Here is a 20,362-nt window from a genome sequence, read left to right on the forward strand (position 1 = left end):
GCACCCCGTGCGACCGGTCAGAGGAACAGGTCCGTGGTGAGCGGGCCGTCGCCGGGCACCACCCGGTACTTCTCCAGATCGGTGATGCCGTGCGCGGCGAGCACCTCGTCGTCCAGGAAGAAATTGCCGGTGGTCTCCTTCGCCGGCGAGGTCAGCACCAGGTACGCGGCGTCGGCGTAGATGTCGGGGGTGCGCGAGGTGGCGACCATCTCCTCGCCGCCGAGCAGGTTGCGCACCGCAGCGGTGGCGATCGTGGTGCGCGGCCACAGCGAGTTCACCGCGATGCCCGCGTCCTTCAGCTCCTCGGCCAGGCCGAGCGTGGTGAGCGACATGCCGTACTTGGCGATGGTGTAGCCGAGCGAGCCGCCCGCCCATTTGGGGTCGAGGTTCAGCGGGGGCGAGAGCGTCAGGATGTGCGGGTTGCGCCCGGCGGCCGCGGATTCGCGCAGCGCGGCGATGCTCAACTTCGAGAGCAGGAAGCTGCCGCGGCAGTTGATGTCCTGCATGAGGTCGTACTTCTTCATCGAGATCGCCTCGGTGGGCGAGAGGTCGATGGCGGAGGCGTTGTTGACCACGATATCGATGCCGCCGAAGCGCTCGACGGTCTGCCGCACCGCCGCGGCGACCTGCTCGTCCTCGCGCACGTCGCCGACGAACGGGAGCACCGTGCCGCCCGCCGCCTCGAGTTCCGCCGCCGCGGTGTGGATGGTGCCAGGCAGTTTGGGGTGCGGCTTGTCGGTCTTGGCGATGAGGGTGATGTTCGCGCCGTCGGCGGCGGCCCGCTTCGCGATCTCCAGCCCGATGCCGCGGCTGCCGCCGGACATGATGACCGTCCTGTTCGCGAGGGGCTTGGAAGCCTGATCCGTCATCGACTGCTCCTGTCGTGGGCGGGATGTGCCTGGACCAGGGTAGCGCGGTTATGCAATCAGTTGCATAGGGGGTGCGGAGAAGGGGCGCCCGCCGGTGGCGGACGCCCCGGTCACGAGCTCAGGCGCTCATGACTCCGACCAGAACGATCAGGTTGAGCAGGAAGATGAGGGCGACGAAGCCCCACGTGATGTAGAGGAAGACGAGGCCGGGGGCCTTCTGTGGAACCGGGCCGATCGCGCCGTTCAGCAGGATCACCACCGGGGCCTTGTAGTACACCCGGGTGCCCTGCCCCGGCTGGACCGGGACCGACGCCGTCGCCGGGCCCATGTCGAACAGCCACGGTGTACTCACCCGCACATGGTGCTGGCCCGGGCCGACCGGGATGTGGTTCGGACCCCACCGGGTGACCGGCACCTGGTGGCCGTTCACCTGGATCTTCGGCTTGGTGATGGCGAGCAGGAACGCGAACGGGGAGTACGAGGCGTCGACCGTCAGCCCCGGCGGGTCCGGCAGCGGCAGGGACTGCTGCGGAAGTGCCTGCGTAGCAGGGTATCCCGGCGGCCCACCGGGGTAACCCCCCGGCTGCGCCCCGGGGTACCCGCCCGGCTGCGGATACCCGGGCGCACTCTGCTGCCCGGCGGCAGGGTCGCCCTGCTGGGGATAGCCCGGCGCGCTCTGCTGGCCCGCCGAGGCCCAGCCCGGCTGCGGAATCCCGGGCGAACTCTGCTGCCCGGCGGGCGCCCACCCTTGACCGGGGGCGGGCGCCCCACCCTGCCCGGGATACCCACCCGGCGAACCGAACGGCGGTGGGACGGGACCGGATGGTGGATACCCCCCGGGCTGAGCCATATGAGCCTCCTGATGGACCGAATGTGCGAGCCGACCCTACAGCGCCGGAACGAGCCTCACTTTTCGGAGCCTCGCTGCCGATACATCCGCCGCTGCTGCTTGTGCACTTCCTTCCAGGCCCGCTTCCGCTCGGCCGCGAGCCGCTTGTCCGTCCGCGCCGCCATGTGGGCGTTCTCCCGCAGCAGCTTCCGATAGCTCGCCAACCTGCGTTCGGTCAGCTCACCGGAGCCGAGTGCCGCCCGCACCGCGCAACCCGGCTCGCTCTCGTGCCCGCAGTCGCCGAACCGGCATGCGCTCGCGAGGTTCTCGACATCGCTGAAGGTCTTCTCCAGCCCCTCGGTGGCGTCGAACAACCCGATCCCGCGCAACCCAGGGGTGTCGATCAGGGCACCTCCGTGCGGCAGCGGCCGCAGCTCCCGGTACACGGTGGTGTGCCTGCCCTTGCCGTCGCTCGCTCGCACCGCCCCGGTCGCGAACGCCTCCGCGCCGAGCAGCGCGTTGGCCAGCGTGGATTTGCCCGCCCCGGACGGGCCGAGCAGCACGACGGTGCCGTCGAGCACGGCGGTGAGCACCTCCAGCCCGGCCCCGCTGGTCGCGCTCACCGCGAGCACCGTCGCCCCGGGCGCGACCGCGCGCACGGAGTCGAGCGGAACATCCTCAGCCGCATCGGCTTTGGTGAGCACGACGACGGGCTGCGCACCGCTCTCCCAGGCCAGCGCGAGCAGCCGCTCGATCCGCCCGAGGTCGACATCGCCGTCGGCGGGCACGCAGATGAGCACGGTGTCCACATTGGCCGCGAGCACCTGCCCCGCGGAGCGCCCGGACGCCGACGAGCGGCTGATCACCCCGCGCCGGGGAAGCAGCGCGGTCACCGCGAGCGGCAGCAGCCCGGTGGATGTTTCGAGCAGTACCCAGTCACCGGTGCAGAGCCCGGAGATCTCGGAGCCGGCCCGCGGCAGAGTAGCCCTGGCGAGCCCGGCGGGTGTCGCGACATCGCATTCGCCGCGATCGGTCCGGATCACCCGGCCGGGTACGGCGCCGTCGGGCACGGTGTAACCGGTGGTGTTCCAGCCATAGGGAATCAACAGGTCGTAGTCGACCATGGTGAGGGGAGTCCTTCGAGTGGGCGCCGAGCCCGACCCGGACTCAGCGCAGAATGAGTGAGGTGCGCACGTGGCCGTACCCGGCCACGACGACAAAGGCCGTGGTCACAGTGCACACCTCCATTCCTCGCTCGTTCGGTTGCCGCCTACCCTCGCAGCCCGCGGTCGCGGGCGCAACCGAATTAATCCGGCTTGCCGAAGTGCTCGTTGCGCCCGAGCGAGCGCAGCCGGAACCACTCCTTCAACCCCGCCGGGTCCCGCCGCGTCACCAGGAAGAACCAGGAGAAACGGATCCACTCCTGCGGCAGCAGCTTCCGCATCCCGGGCTGGGACATGAGGTAGCCGCGGTTGCGGTAGGTGAAGTATCGCTTCACCGGGTCGTCCGGGTACTGGGTGTGCATCCGCCCGCCCAGGATCGGCTTGAACTCCTCCGCGCCGTTCGGGTGCAGGTACGCCGTCTGCAGGCAGGTGCCGAAGGGCAGCCCGGAGCGGACCAGCCTGCGGTGCACCTCCACCTCGTCGCCGCGCACGAAGAGCCGCAGGTCCGGCACGCCGATCAGGTCGACCGCCTGGGCCGAGACGAGCGCGCCGTTGAAGAGCGAGGCGATGCCGGGCAGGAAGTCGTCGTCACCGAGCTCCGAGCGCAGCCGTCGCCAGACCACGCCGCGGCGCAGCGGGAAGGCCAGCCGGTCCGGGTCGTCGATATCGCAGACCACCGGCGAGACCTCGGCGAGGCCGTGCTTTTCCGCGCAGGTCAGCAGGGTGGAGAGCACTTCCGGGCCCTCCGGCCTGCCGTCGTCGTCGGCCAGCCACACCCAGTCGGCGCCGAGTGTGAGCGCGTGCAGGATGCCGAGCGCGAAGCCGCCCGCACCGCCGAGATTGTGCCGCGAGCCCAGGTAGGTCGCCTCGATCGGCTGCTGCGCGACCAGCTCGGCGACCTCGTCCTCGTTGCCGTTGTCCACCACGATCAGGTGGTCGACCGGCCTGGACTGCGAGCCGACCGCCTTCAGCGACTCAGCCAGCAGTTCGCGCCGCTTGTGCGTCACCACCACCGCGATGATCCGCTTGTCCGGCCCCGTGCCCGGCGGCACGAATTCCTCAAACTCCTCGACGCCATCGGGTGACTCACTCATGCTGTGCTTTCTGGGCACGATCGAGGGCCCTGCGTGGCCGCGCTTCGCTCCCGCCTTCGGGCCTGACTCGCTCATGCCTGGTTGGGCTCCAGTTCCTTGCCGCCGTCGGCGTTCAGTTCACGCAGCACCTGCGCCACGTGATTCCCCGCGTCCGGGCCCTCGTAGGCCCGCACCACTTCCTCGATTCCGCCGTGCTGCCGGATACGCCCGTGGTCGATCCACAGCGCGGAATCGCACAGTTGCGCGAGGAATTCGTTGGAATGGCTCGCGAACACCAGAATGCCGGAGCGCGACACCAATTCCTGCAGCCGCTTGCGCGCCTTCTTCATGAATTCCGCGTCGACCGCGCCGATGCCCTCGTCGAGCAGCAGGATCTCCGGGTCGATGGAGGTCACCACGCCCATGGCGAGCCGCACCCGCATACCGGTCGAATAGGTGCGCAGCGGCATCGAGAGATATTCGCCGAGCTCGGTGAAATCGGCGATCTCGTCGATCTTGGCCATCATCTGCTTGCGCGTCTGGCCGAGGAAGAGGCCGCGGATGACGATGTTCTCGTAGCCGGAGATCTCCGGGTCCATGCCGACGCCGAGGTCGAAGACCGGGGCCACCCGGCCGCGGATCCGGGCGCTGCCGCGAGACGGCTCGTAGATCCCGGAGAGCAGCCGCAGCAGCGTGGACTTGCCCGCGCCGTTGTGCCCGACGAGCCCGATCCGGTCGCCCTCCTCGAGCGAGAGCGTGATGTCGCGCAGCGCCTCCACCACGACGACGTCGGACTGGTTGCGCCCGATCGCGCCGCCGGCCTTGCCGAGGAACGCCTTCTTCAGCGACCGCGACTTGGCGTCGAAGATCGGGAACTCGACCCACGCCTGATGGGTTTCGATACTCACACGGTCGGTCATCGGGCTCCTATACCCAGTACGGGACGCGCGAACGGAACTGCTTCATCGCCAGGATCGCCACCGCCCAGCCGGCCAGCGTGATCACCCCGACGATCACCCAGTGCCGGAGCGCCTGCGGCTCCCCGAGCAGCGGCGCGCGCACGATCTCCAGGTAGTGGAAGGTGGGCACCAGCTCGACCAGCCTGGCCCGGTCGCTGCCCGCCCCCATCTGGTTCTCCAGCGTGGAGGTGGTCCACATGACCGGGGTCAGCACGAAGAGCATGAGCGTGGTGCTGCCGAGGATCGGTGCGATGTCCCGGTACCTGGTGCTGAAGATGCCGAAGAAGATCGACACCCACATGCAGTTCAGGAAGAGCAGCAGGATGGCGGGGATGGCGAGCAGGCTTGCCCAGCTCACGTCCTCCCAGACGCCGAACGCCGCCAGCATCACCAGGTAGATCACCATGTTGTGGGCGAAGAAGAGCAGCTGCCGCCAGACCATCCGGTAGATGTGCACGCTCAGCGCCGACGGCAGCTGTTTGATCAGCCCCTCGTTGGCGATGAAGACGTCGGCGCCCTCCAGGATGCTGGCGTTGATCACGTTCCAGACGATGAGCCCGACCGTCACGTACGGCAGGAACTCGCGCAGCGGCTGGTCCAGCAGCATCGAGTAGAGGACGCCCATGGCCGTCGCCTGCAGCCCGGTGGCGATGGTGATCCAGAACGGGCCGAGCACCGAGCGGCGGTAGCGCTGCTTGATGTCCTGCCAGCCGAGCGAGAGCCAGAGCTCGCGCTGCGAGAAGCCGGTGCGGAAGTCGCCGAAGGCGCGCGCGAAGGTCTGGGAGTCGGACTTCATCGGCGGTGCGGAGAGCAGGTCGTTCGGCGCGGGCGCGGTACTATCCTTCTCCGCCTGCGCGACGGTGTCCTCTGGCACGGAGGCATCCACCGTCGGGGCGGTGTTCTCCCGGTCCGAGTCGGGGCGAGCAGCAGCTGCGGGCACGGTGCCAGACCTTACCCCGGCGCGCCCGCCCGCCGGGATGCCGCCGGGTGCATCGCCGCCCGTTCCCGGCAGGTGCTGATCGGTCTGTTTCTCAGAGATATTGACCGGCACCCCCGGTGGCCTGGGTGTGCGGCCCGCCGCCGCGCGGGTCGGCGACCGCGAGGCCGGGCGGAAGCGCGCCCTGGCGCATCTGCTCCAGCTGCGCCCGCGCCGCCATCTGCTGGGCGAAGAGCGCGGTCTGGATGCCGTGGAACAGCCCTTCCAGCCAGCCGACCAGCTGCGCCTGCGCGATCCGCAGCTCGGCGTCGGTGGGAACGGTGTCGTCGGTGAAGGGCAGCGTCAGCCGCTCCAGCTCGTCCCGCAGCTCGGGCGCGAGGCCCTGCTCCAGCTCGCGCACCGAGGACTTGTGGATCTCCTTCAGCCGGTTGCGGCTGGCATCGTCCAGCGGGGCGGCGCGCACCTCCTCCAGCAACTGCTTGATCATGGTGCCGATCCGCATCACCTTGGCGGGCTGCTCGACCATGTCCGCGAGCGATTCGCCCGCCTCTTCCTTCTGCTCCTGGTCGTCGGATTCCTGGCCGTCGGGGGCGCCTGCCTCGACGGGAATGCTCAGCGGCTGCCCGTCCGGACCGATCACGACGACGGAATTCGGGGTTTCGTCCGATGGCGTCATGTGCTCCATCATGTCGTGTGCCCGGCGAGGTGACCACCTGACCTGTACCCACCTCCGGTTACGGCCCGGCGTTCTATCCTGTTCGGGTCGCGAACAACGGATTCCTGCGGAAAGTCGATTGTCATGCCGAGTCGATTGCCATGCTGATTCCCAGGTCGCCCTACTCCTCGGTACGGGAGCGGAGCAACGTGGTTACCCAGCCTCGGTCGGTGCCCCTAGAGTGGCCGACATGACTTACGACGTCGCGAGGGTGCGGGGCCTCATTCCGTCCCTGGGCGACGGCTGGATTCACCTCGATCCCCAGATCGGCATGCTGGTGCCGGATTCGGTGTCGCGCGCGGTGTCGACCGGTTTTCGGACGTCTTCCTTCTCGCATACCGGCAGGCATCCGGCGGCCGCGCGCAGCGCCGGAATTCTGGAGGCGGCTCGGGTCGCGGTGGCCGATCTGGTCGGCGGCGACCCGGCGGGTGTCGTGCTCGGTCCCGACCGCGCGGCGCTGCTCGCCTGGCTGGCCGAATCGCTCAGTTCGCGGCTCGGGCTCGGCACCGGCATCGTGCTCTCCCGCCTCGACGACGAGGCGAACGTCGCGCCCTGGCTGCGCATCGCCAACCGCTACGGCGCGCACGTGCGCTGGGCCGAGGTGGAGATCGAGACCTGCGAGATGCCCGCCTGGCAGTTCGAGGAGCTGATCGGCCCGACCGCGCGGCTGGTCGCGCTCACCGCCGCCTCGCCGATCGTCGGCTCGGCGCCGTCGGTGCGGGTCGCCGCAGACCGGGTGCACGAGGTCGGCGGGCTGCTGGTCGCCGATGCCTTCGGCGCCGCACCCTACGCGCTGATCGATATCGAGGAGCTGAACGCCGACGTGGTCGCGCTGAGCGCGCCGTCCTGGGGCGGCCCGCAGGTCGGGGCGCTGGTCTTCCGCGACCCCGCGTTCCTGGACCGGATCCCGTCCATGTCGCTCAACCCCTACGCCAAGGGCGCCGAGCGGCTCGAGGTCGGCGGCCACCCGTACGCGCTGCTCTCCGGGCTGACCACCTCGATCGACTTCCTCGCCGGGCTGGACGAGCGCGCCCGCGGCACCCGGCGCGAGCGGCTGGAAATCTCCATCACCTCGCTGCAGGACTACCACGACCAGCTCTTCGAGCACCTGATGGAGGTGCTGGATCGGATCGCCGGGCTCACCGTGATCGGCCGCGCCTCCACCCGCATTCCCACGGTGAGCTTCACCGTCGCCGGGATGCAGGCGGAGAAGGTCGCCGCCAAGCTGGCCGATGCCAGGATCGGCACCGTGAGCGGGATCCACGGCGGCAGCAGGCTGCTCGACGCGCTCGGCGTGAACGACGAGGGCGGCGCGGTGACCGTCGGGCTCGCCCCGTACACCACCCGCTTCGAGATCGACCAGCTCGGCCGGGCGCTCTCCGCGCTGGAGTGAGCTAGCCGAGGGTGAGCAGCACCTTGCCGACGGTGTCCGAGCCGTCGAGCAGCCGGTGCGCCTCGGCCGGATCGGTCACCTCGGCATGGATCACCGGGACGATGGCGCCCGCGGCCACCAGCGGCCAGACCTCTTTCCGCACCCCCGCGATCACCTCGGCCTTACTGCCCGGCCCCGTTGCGGGCCTGCCGCGCAGGTTGGTCGCGTGGATGGTGCCCCACTTGCGCAGCAGCGCACCGAGATTCAGCTCCGCCCTGACGCCGCCCTGCATGCCGATCACCACCAGGTGGCCGTGCGGGGCCAGCGCCTCGATATTGCGGGGCAGGTAGGCCGCGCCCATATTGTCCAGGATGACGTCGGCGCCGCCGTGCTCGCGCAGCACCTCGACGAAGTCCTGGTTCTTGTAGTCGATCGCGATATCGGCGCCCAGCTCGACGCAGCGCGCGAGCTTCGCCGCCGACCCCGCGGTCACCGCGACCCGCGCCCCGAGCTGCTTCGCCAGCTGGATGGCGTGCGTGCCGATCCCGCTGCCGCCGCCGTGCACGAGCAGCAGCTGCCCCGCGCGCAGCCCAGCGGTGCTGACCAGATTCGAGTACACCGTGGCCGCGACCTCGGGCAACCCCGCCGCGGCGGCCAGATCCAGCCCCTCCGGCACCGGGAGCAGCTGGCCGGCGGGCACCGCGACCCGCTCGGCGTAGCCACCGCCGGAGAGCAGCGCGCAGACCCGGTCGCCGACCGACCAATCCCGGACGCCGTCGCCGAGCTCCGCGATCACCCCCGAGCACTCCAGCCCGAGCGTCTCGCTCGCCCCCGGCGGCGGCGGGTAGTTGCCCTGACGTTGCAGCAGGTCGGCCCGGTTCACCCCGGCCGCCGCCACCTCGATCAGCACCTCACCGCGGGCAGGGGTGACGTCGGGCGTTTCGCCCCAGGTCAGCACCTCGGGGCCACCGAATCCGGTCAATCGCACAGCGCGCACGGTTCCATCCTGCCCGCTCGGTGCCGGATCATGCCGCCGACCCGCGTTCGCCGATCCGCGCGGGGGGCTGCGCGGAGCACGCCGACGGACTAGCGTTCCCCGCGTGAGCAGCTTCGTCGACTTCCAGAACGAGATCTACCTGGGCGGACTCGGCGGGTTGCGCCCGGATCTGCCGATGACGGCGGCCGGGCTGGCGGAGCGGGCGCGGCGCGAACTGCCGCCGGAGGCGTACGCCTACGTCGCGGGCAGCGCCTCCGCCGAGCGCACCGCCGCCGCCAACGAGGCGGCCTTCGACAACTACCGGATCCTGCCCCGGATGCTGCGCGGCACCACCGCCCCCGGCGCCCGCGACCTCGCCGTCGAGGTGCTCGGCACCCGGCTGGCCGCGCCGGTGCTCACCGCCCCCGTCGGCGTGCTGGAGTTGCTGCACGAACGCGGCGAGGTGCTGGTCGCCGAGGCGACGAAGGAACTCGGGCTCGGCATGGTGCTCTCCACCGCCTCCTCCAGCACCATCGAGGAGGTCGGCGCCGCCGCGGGCGACTGGTGGTACCAGCTCTACTGGCCCGCCGACGACGAACTCGCCCGCTCCTTCGTCACCCGCGCCGAGGCGGCGGGCGCCAAGGCCATCATCGTCACCGCCGACACCCCCGCGCTCGGCTGGCGCCCGCGCGACCTGGAGCAGGCGCACCTGCCCTTCCTGCTCGGCAAGGGCATCGCCAACTACCTCTCCGACCCGCTCTTCCGCGCCAAGCTCGCCACCCCGCCGGAGGAGTCCGACGACGCCATGCGGATGGCCATCCTGACCTGGGTCGGGCTCTTCGGCAACCACGCCCTGCGCCCCGCCGACCTCGCCAAACTGCGCGAATGGACCGACCTCCCGATCGCCGTCAAGGGGCTGCTGCACCCCGACGACGCCCGCCGGGTGGTCGACGCGGGCGCCGACGCGGTGATCGTCAGCAACCACGGCGGCCGCCAGGTGGACGGCGCCATCGCCGCCCTGGACGCGCTCCCCGCCGTCGTCGCCGGCATCGGCGACCGCGCCGACGTGCTCTTCGACTCCGGCATCCGCACCGGCTCCGACGCGCTGATCGCCCTCGCCCTCGGCGCCAAGGCCGTCCTCTACGGCCGCCCCTGGGTCTACGGCCTCGGCCTGGCCGGCCGCGACGGCGTCCGGCACGCCCTCCGCGTCCTGCTCGCCGACTTCGACTCCGCCCTGGGCCTTTCCGGCTCCGCGAGCGTCACCGGCCTGGACCGCTCGCTGCTCTCCATCGTCCGCTGAGCGGGTCGTCCGTTACCATCGACAGCACTGGAGACGTGGCAGAGCGGCCGAATGCACTCGCCTTGAAAGCGAGCGTCGCGAGAGCGACCGGGGGTTCAAATCCCTCCGTCTCCGCCAGCGAACCGAACAGTGCTACATCCCTCGCGCGACGAAATTCGGGCGGAGTTCCGGCTCGGGCTCGTCGAAGTAGCGGTGGAATGTCGGCACCAACCCCGACGAGAGCGGCGGGTTGATCCAGGACCAGTCGGTGGGGCAGCGCCGGCCGGCGGACGCCTCCTTCTCGACATGCTCGCAGAACTGCTTCGCCACCGTGTGGTGATCCACCATGGCCACCCGCTCGGCCCGGAAGCTGTGCAGTACAGCGCGATTCAGCTCGATCAACGCCCGATCGCGCCACATCGTGCGCGGGTGCGAGGTATCCAGGCCGAGGTGCGCGGCGACCACGGGGAGCATGTCGTAGCGCTCGGGATCGGCGAGGTTGCGGGCGCCGATCTCGTACCCGACGTACCACCCGTTGAAGGGGGCGAAGGGGTAGGTGACGCCGCCGATCTCCAGGTCCATGTTGGAGACGGCGGGCAGTGCGTGCCACTTCAGGCCGAGTTCGGCGAACCAGGGGAGGTCGGGGTGCTCGATGCGCACCTCGCGGACCAGCTCGGCGGGGATGTCGAAGCGGGCGAGCGGCTCGTCGGGGGTGCTGATGATCAGGGGGAGCACGTCGAATCGGGTGCCTGCCCCGCGCCACCCCGATCGCAGTGCCAGGTCGGTGATCTCGAGGCTGCCGGGGTCACCGGTGACGGTCCCGTCCGGCTTGCGATACCCGGCGTACCGGATCAGCTGCGAGTTCAGAATCCGAAACTCCGCACCGTCCGGGCGCCGCGGCGGTCCGACGGTGATGGTGGATTGAATGGCCCCGTTGTTGGTGGCCTCGCGCAGGTGCCGAAAGCAGGCATCGGCCAGCTCGCGGGCGGTGCGCGCCTGCCTGGCATCGATGAGTTTCAAAGAGCGCCAATGCTTCCGGCCGACGCAGCGCGCGTGGTTGCGCCAGGCGAGCCGGGCGCCGATCAGCACCTCTTCCGGCGTCTGCGTGTAACTCCCGTTGAAGCGCAGCTCGAGCGCGGCGCCGACGCCGCGTTCCGAGGTGAGGTGCGCCAGTTCGGGCAGGCGGAAGAAGTCGAGGCAGTCGCGCAGCCGGCGCGGCAGGTCGGAGCAGACCGGCGATTCGGGCGGCGACAGGGGTAACGCTGAACTCACAGTTGTCTCCGGCGGTCGGAACTGACTGAGATCGAGCACAAGCGCCACCACCATAAGCGGGGTCGGGCGGGTTCGCGGGATGGTACCGGTCCGTCCGTACCCCTAACGATGCCGACACGCTATGAGTGACCGGTCGGTCTCGCGGGTTCTGGCAGGATGGCCGTTATGCGTGGTTCTGTCCTGCGGCGAGGTTGCGCCGGCGCCGTTGTCACCCTCGCGCTCTCGACCGGCGCGGTGGTGGCGCAGGCCGCGCCCGAGTCCGGCTCCGCTGCGACACCCGCGCCCGCCGAGCAGGCGGGCACCGCGCCGCCGACCACCCCGGCCATCCGCCGGATCGAGGCGGTGGACGACCGCAGGGTCCGCGTCTTCGTCGACTCACCCGCCATGGAACGCGAGGTCGAGGTGATCGTGCTGCTCCCGCGCGACCGCTCGCAGCCCCGCCCCACCGTCTACATGCTGGACGGCCGCAGCGCCGAACCGGACACCAACAACTGGCTGGAGAAGGGCCGCGCCGCGGAGTTCTACGAGGACAAGCCGGTGAACGTGGTCTTCACCGTCGGCGGCCCGGCCAGCTTCTACACCGACTGGCAGCAGCCGGACCCGGTCCTCGGGCTGAACCGCTGGGAAACCTTCCTCACCGAGGAGCTGCCGCCCGCGATCGACGCCAGGTTCGCCGGGAACGGCCGGAACGCGGTCTCCGGTGTCTCCATGGGCGCGGAGGCGGCCATGATGCTGGCGATCCGGCACCCCGAGCTGTACCGGTCGGTGGCCGGGTACAGCGGATGCTTCAGCATGGGCACCGATCTCGGGCAGGCCGAGGCGCGCGCGGTGATCGCGACCTACGGCGGTGACCCGGACAATATGTTCGGCCCGTCCGACCACCCGGACTGGCTGCAGCACGACGTGGTGCTGCACGCGGCGGCGCTGCGCGGCAAGGCGATCTACCTCTCCGCGGGCAGCGGGCTACCCGGTGTCTACGACGGCCCGGACAACCCCGACTACCCCGGCAATATGGGCCTCGGCGGCCTGCTGGAGGCGGGCACCGGCAACTGCACCCGCCGGCTCACCGCGCGCTTCCAGGAGCTCGGCATCGCCGTGACGACGCACCTGCGCGCCACCGGCACGCACTCCTGGCCCTACTGGGCCGACGAACTCGAGATCTCCTGGCCGACCGTCGCGGCCGGCCTGGAGCTCTAGGCCGCGAAACGGGCCTTGACCGCCGGGTCGGTGGCGAAGCGCAGGAACCGATCGTTCTCGTGCGGGTCGCCGGTGGTCACCCGGACCCCGTCCCCGCCGTACGGTCGCACCAGCACCCCCGCCTCGGCCGCCGCCTCGGAGAACGCCACATTGTGCTCGCCGAGCGCCAGCCAGACGAAGTTCGCCTCGCTCGGCGGCACCGGGTAGCCGGCGGTGACCAGGGCGTCGCGCACCCGGTCGCGCTCGGCGATCAGCGCCCCGGTGCGGTCGAGCAGCTCGGGGCGGGCCTCCAGCGAGGCGATGGCCGCCGCCTGCGCCACCCGGTTCACGCTGAACGGGATGTGCACCTTCATCAGCGCGGTGATCACCGCCGGGTCGCCGACGGCGTAGCCTACGCGCAGCCCGGCCAGCCCGTATGCCTTGGAAAAGGTGCGCAGCACGACGACGTTCGGCCGGTCGCGGGCGATCTCGACGCCGTTCGGATGGTCCTGCGGGGTCAGCCGGAGGTACTCGAAGTAGGCCTCGTCCAGCACAACGAGCACGCGCGCGGGGATCGCGTCCAGGAAGCGTTCCAGCGCGGCCCTGCCGTGCGCGGTGCCGGTGGGGTTGTTCGGGTTGCAGACGAAGATCAACCGGGTGTGCTCGGTGACCGCCGCCGCCATGGAGTCCAGGTCGTGCGTGAGCTCGGGGGTGAGCGGCACCGGCACCGCCGTGGCGTTGCCGACCTGCGTGACGATCGGGTACGCCTCGAACGAGCGCCAGGCGAAGACCACCTCGTCGGCGGGGGAGGAGCAGGTGATCTGCACCAGCTCCTGGCAGAGCGCGACGCTGCCGCAGCCCGCCGCCACCCGCTCCACCGGAACCCCGAGGAACGCGGCCAGCGCGGTGCGCAGCTCGACGGCGTGGTTGTCCGGGTAGCGGTTCGCCAGCTCGGCCGCCTCGGCGATCGCCTTCGCCGCCGCGGGCAGCGGACCGAACGTGGTCTCGTTGCTGGCCAGCTTGGTCGCCCCCGGGTGGTCCCGGCCGGGGACGTAGGCGGGGATCGTGGCGAGGTCGGGGCGGATGTGCGCGGTCACCCTCCCAGCCTAGGCCGCGGGTGGCTGCCGCCGACATCCCGCACGCGGCCGACGGCCGAATCGCCGAGCAACCGGAAAAATCGGGCGCGTCCGCCGCTCCGACGTGGAAATTCTCGCAGATACCGGCAGGTACGCCTACCCTTGATTCATGCCGGGCACCTATGACGACATCGCCCCGCTACGCCGCGGTGACGGGGCGGATGGCGACCAGACGACCGCGAGCAGCCCCGTGGACCGCGTCCCCATCACCGTGCTCGAACCCGAGGGCAACGCCAGGGGCGGCATCGTGCTGCTGCACGAATCGCGCGAACGCGGTCCCGGCCTCCGCGACCTCATGACCGCGCTCGCCGCCGAAGGCTGGACCGTCGTCACCCCCGATCTCTTCCACCGGGTCACCGGCGAGCCGGAGCACGAGGTCTTCGGCGACGAACTGTTCGCGGACTTCGACGCCTGCTTCGACTGGCTCACCGCACACGGCGTCTTCCCGGACTGCGTCGGCGTGCTCGGCTTCGACACCGCGGGCACCGCCGCCTTCCTGGTCGCCACCAACCGCCCCATCGGCGCCGCCGTGAGCGTCGCCGCACGCGGCCTCACCGAGCCGCTCGCCGCCGAAGCCGAGGCCCTCGTCCAGGCCGCCCCCCGCCTCCAGGCCCCCTGGCTCGGCCTCTTCGGCGCCGACGACCCCGCCGACGACGTCGAGAAGCTCCGCGACGCCGGCGCGGCGGCATCCGTCGCCACCCTCGTGGTCACCTACCCCGATGCCAAGCACCGCGCCGACCGCCCCGCCGAAGACGAGGACGACGACCCCGTCCGCGTCGACGCGCAGACCAGAATCTTCGACTGGTTCGACAGTAATCTGCGCTGACCAGCCGTTTTGGTATGCCGAGGTAGGCTGCTGTAATCTTTCTGCTCGGTGGTCCGAAAGGGCCGGTGCCCTCGAAGAGAAGGCTCCAGGAGGCGTGCCAGAGCGGCCGAATGGGACTCACTGCTAATGAGTTGTCCCTTCACGGGGACCGGAGGTTCAAATCCTCTCGCCTCCGCCAAGCCCGGGTAACCGGGTGTACAACTGAACAGGCTATGCGCCCGTAGCTCAATGGATAGAGCACTTGACTACGGATCAAGAGGTTAGGGGTTCGAGTCCCTTCGGGCGCACAGAAGTTCACCCCGCCACCAGCGAAAGCCGGTGGCGGGGTGAACTGCTTTCCGAGTCCGGGCGAATTGATCCCGCAGGCCCGGCCCCGCTGGGACTGCCTGCCGAGCCGCGATGGATCGCCGGCGTGGAACAGCCCCCGGGAGTTGACTCCCGGGGGCTGCGAAAACAGTTGCTCATACGCTGATTACAGATCCTCGAGCAGGATCAGACCGTCCTGCAGCGCCCTGGCGAGCAGCGCGGCCTTGGTCTGGGCGGGCCGCCCGATGGCCTGGTACTTGTCGCGGATGCGGTTCAGGTGGGTGTTCACCGTCCCCATGGTGATGTAGAGCTCCTTGCAGGTCGCTGTCTTGGAGTCGTTGGCGAACCAGTGCAGCATCACCTCGATCTCGCGCGGGCTCAGCTTGGGCTGGGGCCGCTGCGGCTGTGCGGCGGTGCCGGGGTGACGGCCGAGGTGGATTCCGGACAGGGCGCCCAGCGGCGCGGTGGCTGCAGTCATGACGTCGTTCCTTATGGGAGTGCTCGTGCTGATCGGTGAGATTGTCGGACCCCGACTTTCCGACGTTACTCAGTGTCGCAGGACGAATGGTTCGTCGCGAGATACCAGAACTGGTACCACCGTTGACCGACTGAATGGAACGTGTTCCGCCACCTCGGTGCAATTTGCCCGTAAACCTTGGTACCACTTTCAACTACCGGCAAATGCCCTGGTAGAAATAGTATTACCGACAGGTCGGTTTTAATCAGGCGATCTCGGAGTGAATGATGGGGAATTGCTGAGCCTCGCCTTACCGGTGCGTATCGGGGATCGCTCGGGGCGTGATCCGTATGCGCTTCCGGATTCACTTCCGGGGAAATTGTGGCGGCGAATACAGGGACAAGCTTATGTCCGTTCGGGCGCACTTTACGTCGTGTCTCCGCCCGACACGCTGAGCGTGTCGCGGAGCGCGGGCGGAAACCGTGCGGCGGCGCCGGTGCTCGGCGACAATGGCCGCTCGGGGAGGAGGGGGTCACCATGTTGCGGATCGGTGTGGTGGAAGACCACGAGAGCCAGATCATCGGGCTCAGGGCGATTCTGGCGGAGACGGACGATCTGCGGCTGGTCGCCGAGGGCCCGACGGTCGCCGAGATGCTCGCCGGCGCGGGCGATCTCGACCTGGTCGTGCTCGACCTGCGGCTCGGCGACGGCTCGATGCCGGAGGACAATGTGGCGCGGCTGCGCGCGGCGGGTGTCGAGTGCCTGGTGGTGAGCGCGGCGGAGGAGCCGTACCTGGTGCAGTCGGCGGCGCGGGCGGGAGTGCTCGGCGTGCTGCGGAAGTCGGCGAAGGTCGACGAGCTCGTCGAGGCGATCCGGTGCGCCGCGCGCGGGCTGCAGTGGACGACGATGGACTGGGCCGCCGCCATCGATCTGGACGACGAGTTCGTCGCGGTGAGGCTCAGCCCGCGCGAGCGGGAGGTGCTGCGGCTCTACGCGATGGGCGAGTCGGCGCAGCGGGTGGCGAGCGCGATGGGGCTCGCGCTGAACACGGTGAACAAGTACGTGCAGAACATTCGCGAGCGGTACGCGGAGGCGGGGCTGAACGCGAACACCAAGGTCGAGCTGTACCAGCGGGCGCTGGAGGAGGGCATCGTGCCCTACCCGCGCCGGTTCTGGGGGCGTCGCCGATGAGCGCCGCGCTGCTCACCGAGACCGACTCCGCCGCGGAGCGGGTGCTGCGCATCTTCGCCCGCTTCGTGGCCGCGGGGTACGTCTTCTACCTGGGGTTGCTGCTGCCCGACATCGTGCGCGGCGCCCAGGTCACCGCGTGGTGGTGGACGCCGATCGCGCTGATCGCGGTGTACGGCACCGGATTCGCGCTCGGGATCGCGAGTTTCGGCGGCACCGAGCGGCGGCTGCGGCTGCTGGCGGGCGCGGCGGCCGCCGGGTACCTGGTGGCGGTGCTGCTCTGGTGGCCCGCCTGGAACGGCGGGCAGCTGGCGGAGTTGCGGGGGATGTGGTTCTCGCAGTTCAACGGGTTGGCCAGCCTCGCGGCGGCGGCTTCCTGGCGGCCGCGATGGGCGGTGGCGCACCTCGTGGTCGCGGCGGTGGTGGTGCAGGGCATCAACCATCTCGTCCGGTCGGGCGCGAGCGATCTGCTGCCGGAGATCGCCTGGAGTATCGGGTTCTGCCTGCTCCCGGTCTCGGCGGGGATCATGGCGGTGCGCACCGGGCGCATCCTCGACGAGACGAGGGCCGAGACCTACGCGGCCGCGGCGGGCGCCGCCTCGGCCAGGGCGCGGACGGTGGAGCGGGCCCGGTTCGACGCGCTCACCCACGACGGCGTGATGTCGACCCTGCTCTCCGCGGCGCGGCAGCCGATGAACCGGCTGCTCAGCACCCAGGCCGCGATCACCATGGCCAAGCTGGACACCTTCCGCTCCGGCGGCGATCCGGCCACCGAATTCGACGTGCCGGGCCTGGTCTCGCACATCCGGGTCGCGGTGAACGAGGTGAACGATCGGGTCGGGGTGGAGTCGGTGGTCGCGGGCGACGCCGAGGCGGCTCGCTTCCCCGCGGCGGCGGCGCGGGCCGTTGGTGTCGGCATGGCCGAGGCGCTGCGCAACAGCTACCGGCACGCCGGGCCGGAGGCCGAGCGCTGGGTGGTGCTGCACGTCGCCGCCGACGGCTTCCGCGCCACGGTCGGCGACACCGGGCGCGGCTTCGAGCCGGCGGCGGTGCCCGCCAACCGGCTCGGCATCGCGGTGAGCATCGTCCGGCAGATGAACGAGCTGCCCGGCGGCACCGCCGTGCTCGAGACCGCGCCCGGCGCAGGCACCCGGGTGCACCTCTCGTGGAGCCGGGACGCATGAGCGCGGGCGACACCAAGGACATTCGCGACCTGCTCGGCATGCACACCACCGGCGCGCGGGTGATGGTCGGCGCGTACGTGCTGCTCATCTCGGTGGTCACCGTCGCGACCTGGCCGGGCATGCGCACGGTCTGGCCGACGGTGCTCAGCCTGGTCGTGCTCGCCGTCGCCACCGTCGCGCTGATCGCGGTGCCCGGTGATCCGCTGCCGCTGGTGGCGACCGTGGCCATGACGCTGGCCGGGCCGTTCGCCTGCGCGGTCACCCTGGTCGTGGTTCCGGTGCCGATGCTGACGCCGCTGCAGGCGTGGACGCACGGCGGGGCGACCACGATCTACTGCTTCATGTGCGTGCGCGGGCGCTCGGGGTTCGCGTGGCTCGGCATTCTCGGGGTGACGCTGGTCTACATGGCGTGGACGGGGCTCACCGGGCAGGGCGCGGTGGCCGGATTCGGGCTGGTGGCGATCGAGATCGGGCCGCTCGGGATGGCGACGGTGCTCTCGTACACGCTGCGGCCGAACGCGCAGCTCACCTTCGAACTGCGCGACGCGGCGCGGGATCGGTACGCGGAGGAGTCCGCCGCCGCTGCCACGATGCAGGAGCGCGATCTCCAGGTGACCCGGCTGGATCGGTTGACGCGGCCGCTGCTCACCCGGATCGCCGACGGCACCCCGCTCACCGAGCGGGAGCGGCTGGAGTGCGAGCTGCTGGAGGCGCACCTGCGGGACAGTCTGCGCGCGCCGGGGCTCAGCGACGAGCACACCACCGCGCGGGTGCGGGCGGCGCGCAGCCGCGGGGTCGAGGTGGTGCTGATCGACGATCGGGGGATGGCGGAATCGGCGCCGGAGGTGGGGGAGCGGGTGCGGGAGGCGGTGGTCGCGGCGCTGGACGCGACGGCGGACGGCTCGGTGCGGATCCGGATCCTGCCGCCGGGGCGGCCGACGCTCGCGTCGATCCTGGTGCGGGCCGGCGCGGATGTCCGGCGCACGGAGTACGACCACGCCGGGCTTCCGGCCGGGTGAGGTCGGTGGGCGCCGGGCGGAGTGCCCACGCCGGTCGGTGCCGAACACGGCCGTGTGAGAACTGGGCTTCAGCGCCAGGCCGGGAGCTCCGGGAGATCGCCGGTGAGGCCGTCGGCCCCGCGGCCGAGCAGCCAGGCGAGCAGGGCGTGGGCGGGGCCGGTGATCAGGGTGCCGGGGGCGCCCGCGCCGATGGTCGCGCCGAAACCGGTGTCGTCCGAGCGCAGTTCGAAGGCGAGCCGGTCGCCCGCGTTCATGCCGTGCGTGGCGACCACCTCGGGCAGCAGCCGGGCGACGAAATCCGCGGGCCAGTCGGCGGAGGTGTAGCCGGCGGCCAGGTCGACGTGGTGGATCTCGACCTCCTGCAGCCGCATCCAGCCGATGGCGGCACCGGCGAACTCGCGGCCCTGGCGGTTGCGCACCAACGTTGTCCACGCGGTCGGCGGGAGCTCCGCGGCCGCCTCGGCCAAGCGCGCGGCGGCGGCCTCGTTGTCCGGGTACTGCTCGGAGATCGGGCGGGCGGCGCCCGCGGCGATATCGGCGTCGCGGGTGGTGGGGTCCGGGTACTGCGGGGTCTCGATGCCGGTGCGGGCCCAGGTCAGCAGGTTCACCAGGCTGTCGGCATTGCGGGCGAGGTGGGTGAGCAGGTGTCCGCGGGTCCAGCCGGGGAGCAGCGACGGCGCGGCCAGATCGGCATCGGTGAACCCGCGCGCGCTGTCCAGGAAGCGCCGGGTGGCGGCCGCGACGGCGGCCAGATCGGCGGGTACCGGCGGTGGTGCGGCGGCATCGGTCACCCCATGGACCCTACCGCCGCGGCGGCGACGCCCGCCCGACTTCGAGCGCGAGGGCGAGCAGCCACAGCGACATGGCGGTCACCTGGATGCGCTGTGCGATGCCGAGCGCGTAGTCGCCGGAGAGGTTGTCCGCCACCAGCATCCACACCGTCGCCGCCGCGCCGACGGCCAGCGCCAGCGCGCCGAACTCGCGCAGCGCCGGGCCGTAGCGGTACCGGAAGGCGGCGCGGGTGAAGGCGAAGGCGGCGACGGCGATCCCGGTGACGGCGAGGGTGCTGGTCAGCGCGTGCGGCTGGTGCAGCTGTGGGAAGAGGTCGCTGCCCCCGCAGTCGGTGCAGTCGCGCAGCGGCACCCTGGCGTCGGCCACCGTCGCCGCGCCGAAGCAGAGCAGCGCGATCCAGCCGGTCACCGTCAGCGGCCCGCGCGGGAATCGGGCCAGCGCCACCGCTGCGGCCAGCGCGGCGAGGACGCCTGCCACGGTGTCGGCGGTGGAGAAGACCCAGCGGTAGGGCTTGCCCTCGGCGTCCAGCTCGCTGAGGAAGGAGTGCACGGGGTCGGCGTGCAGCGGCAGTGCGAACTGGAGCACCCAGGCGGAGTAGCTCAGGCCGGCCACGGCGACGGCGATCGCGACGAACCAGGTGGCGGGGCCGCGATCCGAAGTGAGCATGGCTTCGATTGTTACTCGGGCGAGGGCCGGGCCGAGCGCACACCGATTGCGAAGGGGGCACACAGGTTGGTGTCAGGTTCGGCGCGCAGGCTGGTCGGTGAGACGAGGAGGTGAACCGATGATCGCAATCGCGACCGCGGTGGCTGGCTGCGCGGTGATGGCGGCCAT

General features: G+C 70.9%; 20 protein-coding genes and 3 tRNA genes. 10 read left to right on the plus strand and 13 right to left on the minus strand.

Going from position 1 to position 20,362, the window contains the following annotated elements; translation table 11 throughout:
- Positions 1 to 17: 17 nt before the first annotated feature.
- From ACFO0B_RS18140 to ACFO0B_RS18170, 7 genes are all read right to left on the minus strand, one after another.
- Positions 18 to 869: an SDR family oxidoreductase gene (locus ACFO0B_RS18140; RefSeq protein ID WP_378613644.1), complete on the minus strand. Its 852-nt coding sequence runs from the start codon at positions 867 to 869 to the stop codon at positions 18 to 20.
- Positions 870 to 987: 118 nt separating this feature from the next.
- Entirely contained in the window at positions 988 to 1,719 is a 732-nt protein-coding gene (locus tag ACFO0B_RS18145; RefSeq protein WP_378613645.1) for a hypothetical protein, read from the minus strand.
- Between the two features lie 56 nt (positions 1,720 to 1,775).
- Complete coding sequence (gene rsgA / locus ACFO0B_RS18150; protein ID WP_378613646.1) at positions 1,776 to 2,822, minus strand: ribosome small subunit-dependent GTPase A; 1,047 nt, start codon at positions 2,820 to 2,822, stop codon at positions 1,776 to 1,778.
- 182 nt (positions 2,823 to 3,004) lie between these two features.
- Complete coding sequence (gene glfT1, locus ACFO0B_RS18155) at positions 3,005 to 3,955, minus strand: galactofuranosyltransferase GlfT1 (protein WP_378613647.1); 951 nt, start codon at positions 3,953 to 3,955, stop codon at positions 3,005 to 3,007.
- A 71-nt stretch (positions 3,956 to 4,026) separates the two neighbouring features.
- The gene (gene wzt, locus ACFO0B_RS18160; RefSeq protein ID WP_378613648.1) at positions 4,027 to 4,854 is read right to left on the minus strand and encodes a galactan export ABC transporter ATP-binding subunit Wzt/RfbE; all 828 of its coding nucleotides are present in this window, start codon (positions 4,852 to 4,854) and stop codon (positions 4,027 to 4,029) included.
- Between the two features lie 7 nt (positions 4,855 to 4,861).
- Positions 4,862 to 5,689, minus strand: coding sequence for a galactan export ABC transporter permease subunit Wzm/RfbD (wzm, locus tag ACFO0B_RS18165; RefSeq protein ID WP_378613849.1), 828 nt, complete (start codon positions 5,687 to 5,689; stop codon positions 4,862 to 4,864).
- 235 nt (positions 5,690 to 5,924) lie between these two features.
- Positions 5,925 to 6,506, minus strand: a complete 582-nt coding sequence (locus ACFO0B_RS18170; RefSeq protein WP_378613649.1) for a bacterial proteasome activator family protein — start codon at positions 6,504 to 6,506, stop codon at positions 5,925 to 5,927.
- Between the two features lie 229 nt (positions 6,507 to 6,735).
- Between ACFO0B_RS18170 and ACFO0B_RS18175 the strand changes: the two genes are divergently transcribed.
- Complete coding sequence (locus tag ACFO0B_RS18175; RefSeq protein ID WP_378613650.1) at positions 6,736 to 7,938, plus strand: cysteine desulfurase-like protein; 1,203 nt, start codon at positions 6,736 to 6,738, stop codon at positions 7,936 to 7,938.
- Between the two features lies 1 nt (position 7,939).
- Here the strand turns inward: ACFO0B_RS18175 and ACFO0B_RS18180 are convergent, their stop codons facing one another.
- Positions 7,940 to 8,914 carry an NAD(P)H-quinone oxidoreductase gene (locus ACFO0B_RS18180; RefSeq protein WP_378613651.1) on the minus strand — a complete coding sequence of 325 codons (975 nt, stop codon included), beginning with the start codon at positions 8,912 to 8,914 and terminating at the stop codon, positions 7,940 to 7,942.
- 103 nt (positions 8,915 to 9,017) lie between these two features.
- Here ACFO0B_RS18180 and ACFO0B_RS18185 point away from each other — a divergent pair, with 103 nt between their 5' ends.
- The gene (locus ACFO0B_RS18185; protein WP_378613652.1) at positions 9,018 to 10,193 is read left to right on the plus strand and encodes an alpha-hydroxy-acid oxidizing protein; all 1,176 of its coding nucleotides are present in this window, start codon (positions 9,018 to 9,020) and stop codon (positions 10,191 to 10,193) included.
- A 29-nt stretch (positions 10,194 to 10,222) separates the two neighbouring features.
- A tRNA-Ser gene (locus ACFO0B_RS18190) sits at positions 10,223 to 10,310 on the plus strand.
- A 15-nt stretch (positions 10,311 to 10,325) separates the two neighbouring features.
- Here the strand turns inward: ACFO0B_RS18190 and ACFO0B_RS18195 are convergent.
- On the minus strand, positions 10,326 to 11,444 hold the full coding sequence (locus tag ACFO0B_RS18195; protein WP_378613653.1) for a nitric oxide synthase oxygenase: 1,119 nt from the start codon (positions 11,442 to 11,444) through the stop codon (positions 10,326 to 10,328).
- A gap of 165 nt (positions 11,445 to 11,609) precedes the next feature.
- Between ACFO0B_RS18195 and ACFO0B_RS18200 the strand changes: the two genes are divergently transcribed.
- A complete protein-coding gene (locus ACFO0B_RS18200; RefSeq protein ID WP_378613654.1) occupies positions 11,610 to 12,641 on the plus strand; it encodes an alpha/beta hydrolase in 1,032 nt (343 codons plus the stop codon).
- On the opposite strand, the gene hisC is transcribed toward ACFO0B_RS18200, so the two are convergent.
- Positions 12,638 to 13,717, minus strand: a complete 1,080-nt coding sequence (gene hisC, locus ACFO0B_RS18205; protein WP_378613655.1) for a histidinol-phosphate transaminase — start codon at positions 13,715 to 13,717, stop codon at positions 12,638 to 12,640. The genes ACFO0B_RS18200 and hisC overlap by 4 nt on opposite strands.
- Before the next feature lie 148 nt (positions 13,718 to 13,865).
- Here hisC and ACFO0B_RS18210 point away from each other — a divergent pair, with 148 nt between their 5' ends.
- From ACFO0B_RS18210 to ACFO0B_RS18220, 3 genes are all read left to right on the plus strand, one after another.
- Positions 13,866 to 14,582: a dienelactone hydrolase family protein gene (locus tag ACFO0B_RS18210; protein WP_378613656.1), complete on the plus strand. Its 717-nt coding sequence runs from the start codon at positions 13,866 to 13,868 to the stop codon at positions 14,580 to 14,582.
- An 88-nt stretch (positions 14,583 to 14,670) separates the two neighbouring features.
- Positions 14,671 to 14,760 (plus strand) — tRNA-Ser (locus ACFO0B_RS18215).
- Positions 14,761 to 14,796: 36 nt separating this feature from the next.
- A tRNA-Arg gene (locus ACFO0B_RS18220) sits at positions 14,797 to 14,869 on the plus strand.
- Between the two features lie 185 nt (positions 14,870 to 15,054).
- Here the strand turns inward: ACFO0B_RS18220 and ACFO0B_RS18225 are convergent.
- On the minus strand, positions 15,055 to 15,366 hold the full coding sequence (locus ACFO0B_RS18225) for a helix-turn-helix transcriptional regulator (RefSeq protein WP_378613657.1): 312 nt from the start codon (positions 15,364 to 15,366) through the stop codon (positions 15,055 to 15,057).
- Positions 15,367 to 15,882: 516 nt separating this feature from the next.
- On the opposite strand from ACFO0B_RS18225, the gene ACFO0B_RS18230 reads away from it, so the two are divergent.
- From ACFO0B_RS18230 to ACFO0B_RS18240, 3 genes are read left to right on the plus strand one after another with little or no spacing between them, the layout of a single operon-like run.
- On the plus strand, positions 15,883 to 16,536 hold the full coding sequence (locus ACFO0B_RS18230; protein WP_378613658.1) for a LuxR C-terminal-related transcriptional regulator: 654 nt from the start codon (positions 15,883 to 15,885) through the stop codon (positions 16,534 to 16,536).
- Positions 16,533 to 17,717, plus strand: coding sequence for an ATP-binding protein (locus ACFO0B_RS18235; RefSeq protein ID WP_378613659.1), 1,185 nt, complete (start codon positions 16,533 to 16,535; stop codon positions 17,715 to 17,717). The genes ACFO0B_RS18230 and ACFO0B_RS18235 overlap by 4 nt, the downstream gene beginning before the upstream one ends.
- A complete protein-coding gene (locus ACFO0B_RS18240) occupies positions 17,714 to 18,736 on the plus strand; it encodes a hypothetical protein (RefSeq protein ID WP_378613660.1) in 1,023 nt (340 codons plus the stop codon). The genes ACFO0B_RS18235 and ACFO0B_RS18240 overlap by 4 nt, the downstream gene beginning before the upstream one ends.
- 68 nt (positions 18,737 to 18,804) lie before the next feature.
- Here the strand turns inward: ACFO0B_RS18240 and ACFO0B_RS18245 are convergent, their stop codons facing one another.
- On the minus strand, positions 18,805 to 19,527 hold the full coding sequence (locus tag ACFO0B_RS18245; protein WP_378613661.1) for a maleylpyruvate isomerase family mycothiol-dependent enzyme: 723 nt from the start codon (positions 19,525 to 19,527) through the stop codon (positions 18,805 to 18,807).
- A gap of 10 nt (positions 19,528 to 19,537) precedes the next feature.
- The gene (locus ACFO0B_RS18250; RefSeq protein WP_378613662.1) at positions 19,538 to 20,194 is read right to left on the minus strand and encodes a DUF998 domain-containing protein; all 657 of its coding nucleotides are present in this window, start codon (positions 20,192 to 20,194) and stop codon (positions 19,538 to 19,540) included.
- Between the last annotated feature and the right edge of the window lie 168 nt (positions 20,195 to 20,362).

Origin of the sequence: Nocardia jiangsuensis, assembly GCF_042650385.1 — a bacterium.
In the GTDB taxonomy this organism is placed as follows: domain Bacteria; phylum Actinomycetota; class Actinomycetes; order Mycobacteriales; family Mycobacteriaceae; genus Nocardia; species Nocardia jiangsuensis.

Coding starts and splice junctions, on each gene's coding strand:
- ACFO0B_RS18140 (WP_378613644.1), bottom strand. CDS start 869: ATGACGGATCAGGCTTCCAAGCCCCTCGCGAACAGGACGGTCATCATG.
- ACFO0B_RS18145 (WP_378613645.1), bottom strand. CDS start 1,719: ATGGCTCAGCCCGGGGGGTATCCACCATCCGGTCCCGTCCCACCGCCG.
- rsgA (WP_378613646.1), bottom strand. CDS start 2,822: ATGGTCGACTACGACCTGTTGATTCCCTATGGCTGGAACACCACCGGT.
- glfT1 (WP_378613647.1), bottom strand. CDS start 3,955: ATGAGTGAGTCACCCGATGGCGTCGAGGAGTTTGAGGAATTCGTGCCG.
- wzt (WP_378613648.1), bottom strand. CDS start 4,854: ATGACCGACCGTGTGAGTATCGAAACCCATCAGGCGTGGGTCGAGTTC.
- wzm (WP_378613849.1), bottom strand. CDS start 5,689: ATGAAGTCCGACTCCCAGACCTTCGCGCGCGCCTTCGGCGACTTCCGC.
- ACFO0B_RS18170 (WP_378613649.1), bottom strand. CDS start 6,506: ATGACGCCATCGGACGAAACCCCGAATTCCGTCGTCGTGATCGGTCCG.
- ACFO0B_RS18175 (WP_378613650.1), top strand. CDS start 6,736: ATGACTTACGACGTCGCGAGGGTGCGGGGCCTCATTCCGTCCCTGGGC.
- ACFO0B_RS18200 (WP_378613654.1), top strand. CDS start 11,610: ATGCGTGGTTCTGTCCTGCGGCGAGGTTGCGCCGGCGCCGTTGTCACC.
- ACFO0B_RS18210 (WP_378613656.1), top strand. CDS start 13,866: ATGCCGGGCACCTATGACGACATCGCCCCGCTACGCCGCGGTGACGGG.
- ACFO0B_RS18225 (WP_378613657.1), bottom strand. CDS start 15,366: ATGACTGCAGCCACCGCGCCGCTGGGCGCCCTGTCCGGAATCCACCTC.
- ACFO0B_RS18230 (WP_378613658.1), top strand. CDS start 15,883: ATGTTGCGGATCGGTGTGGTGGAAGACCACGAGAGCCAGATCATCGGG.
- ACFO0B_RS18235 (WP_378613659.1), top strand. CDS start 16,533: ATGAGCGCCGCGCTGCTCACCGAGACCGACTCCGCCGCGGAGCGGGTG.
- ACFO0B_RS18240 (WP_378613660.1), top strand. CDS start 17,714: ATGAGCGCGGGCGACACCAAGGACATTCGCGACCTGCTCGGCATGCAC.
- ACFO0B_RS18250 (WP_378613662.1), bottom strand. CDS start 20,194: ATGCTCACTTCGGATCGCGGCCCCGCCACCTGGTTCGTCGCGATCGCC.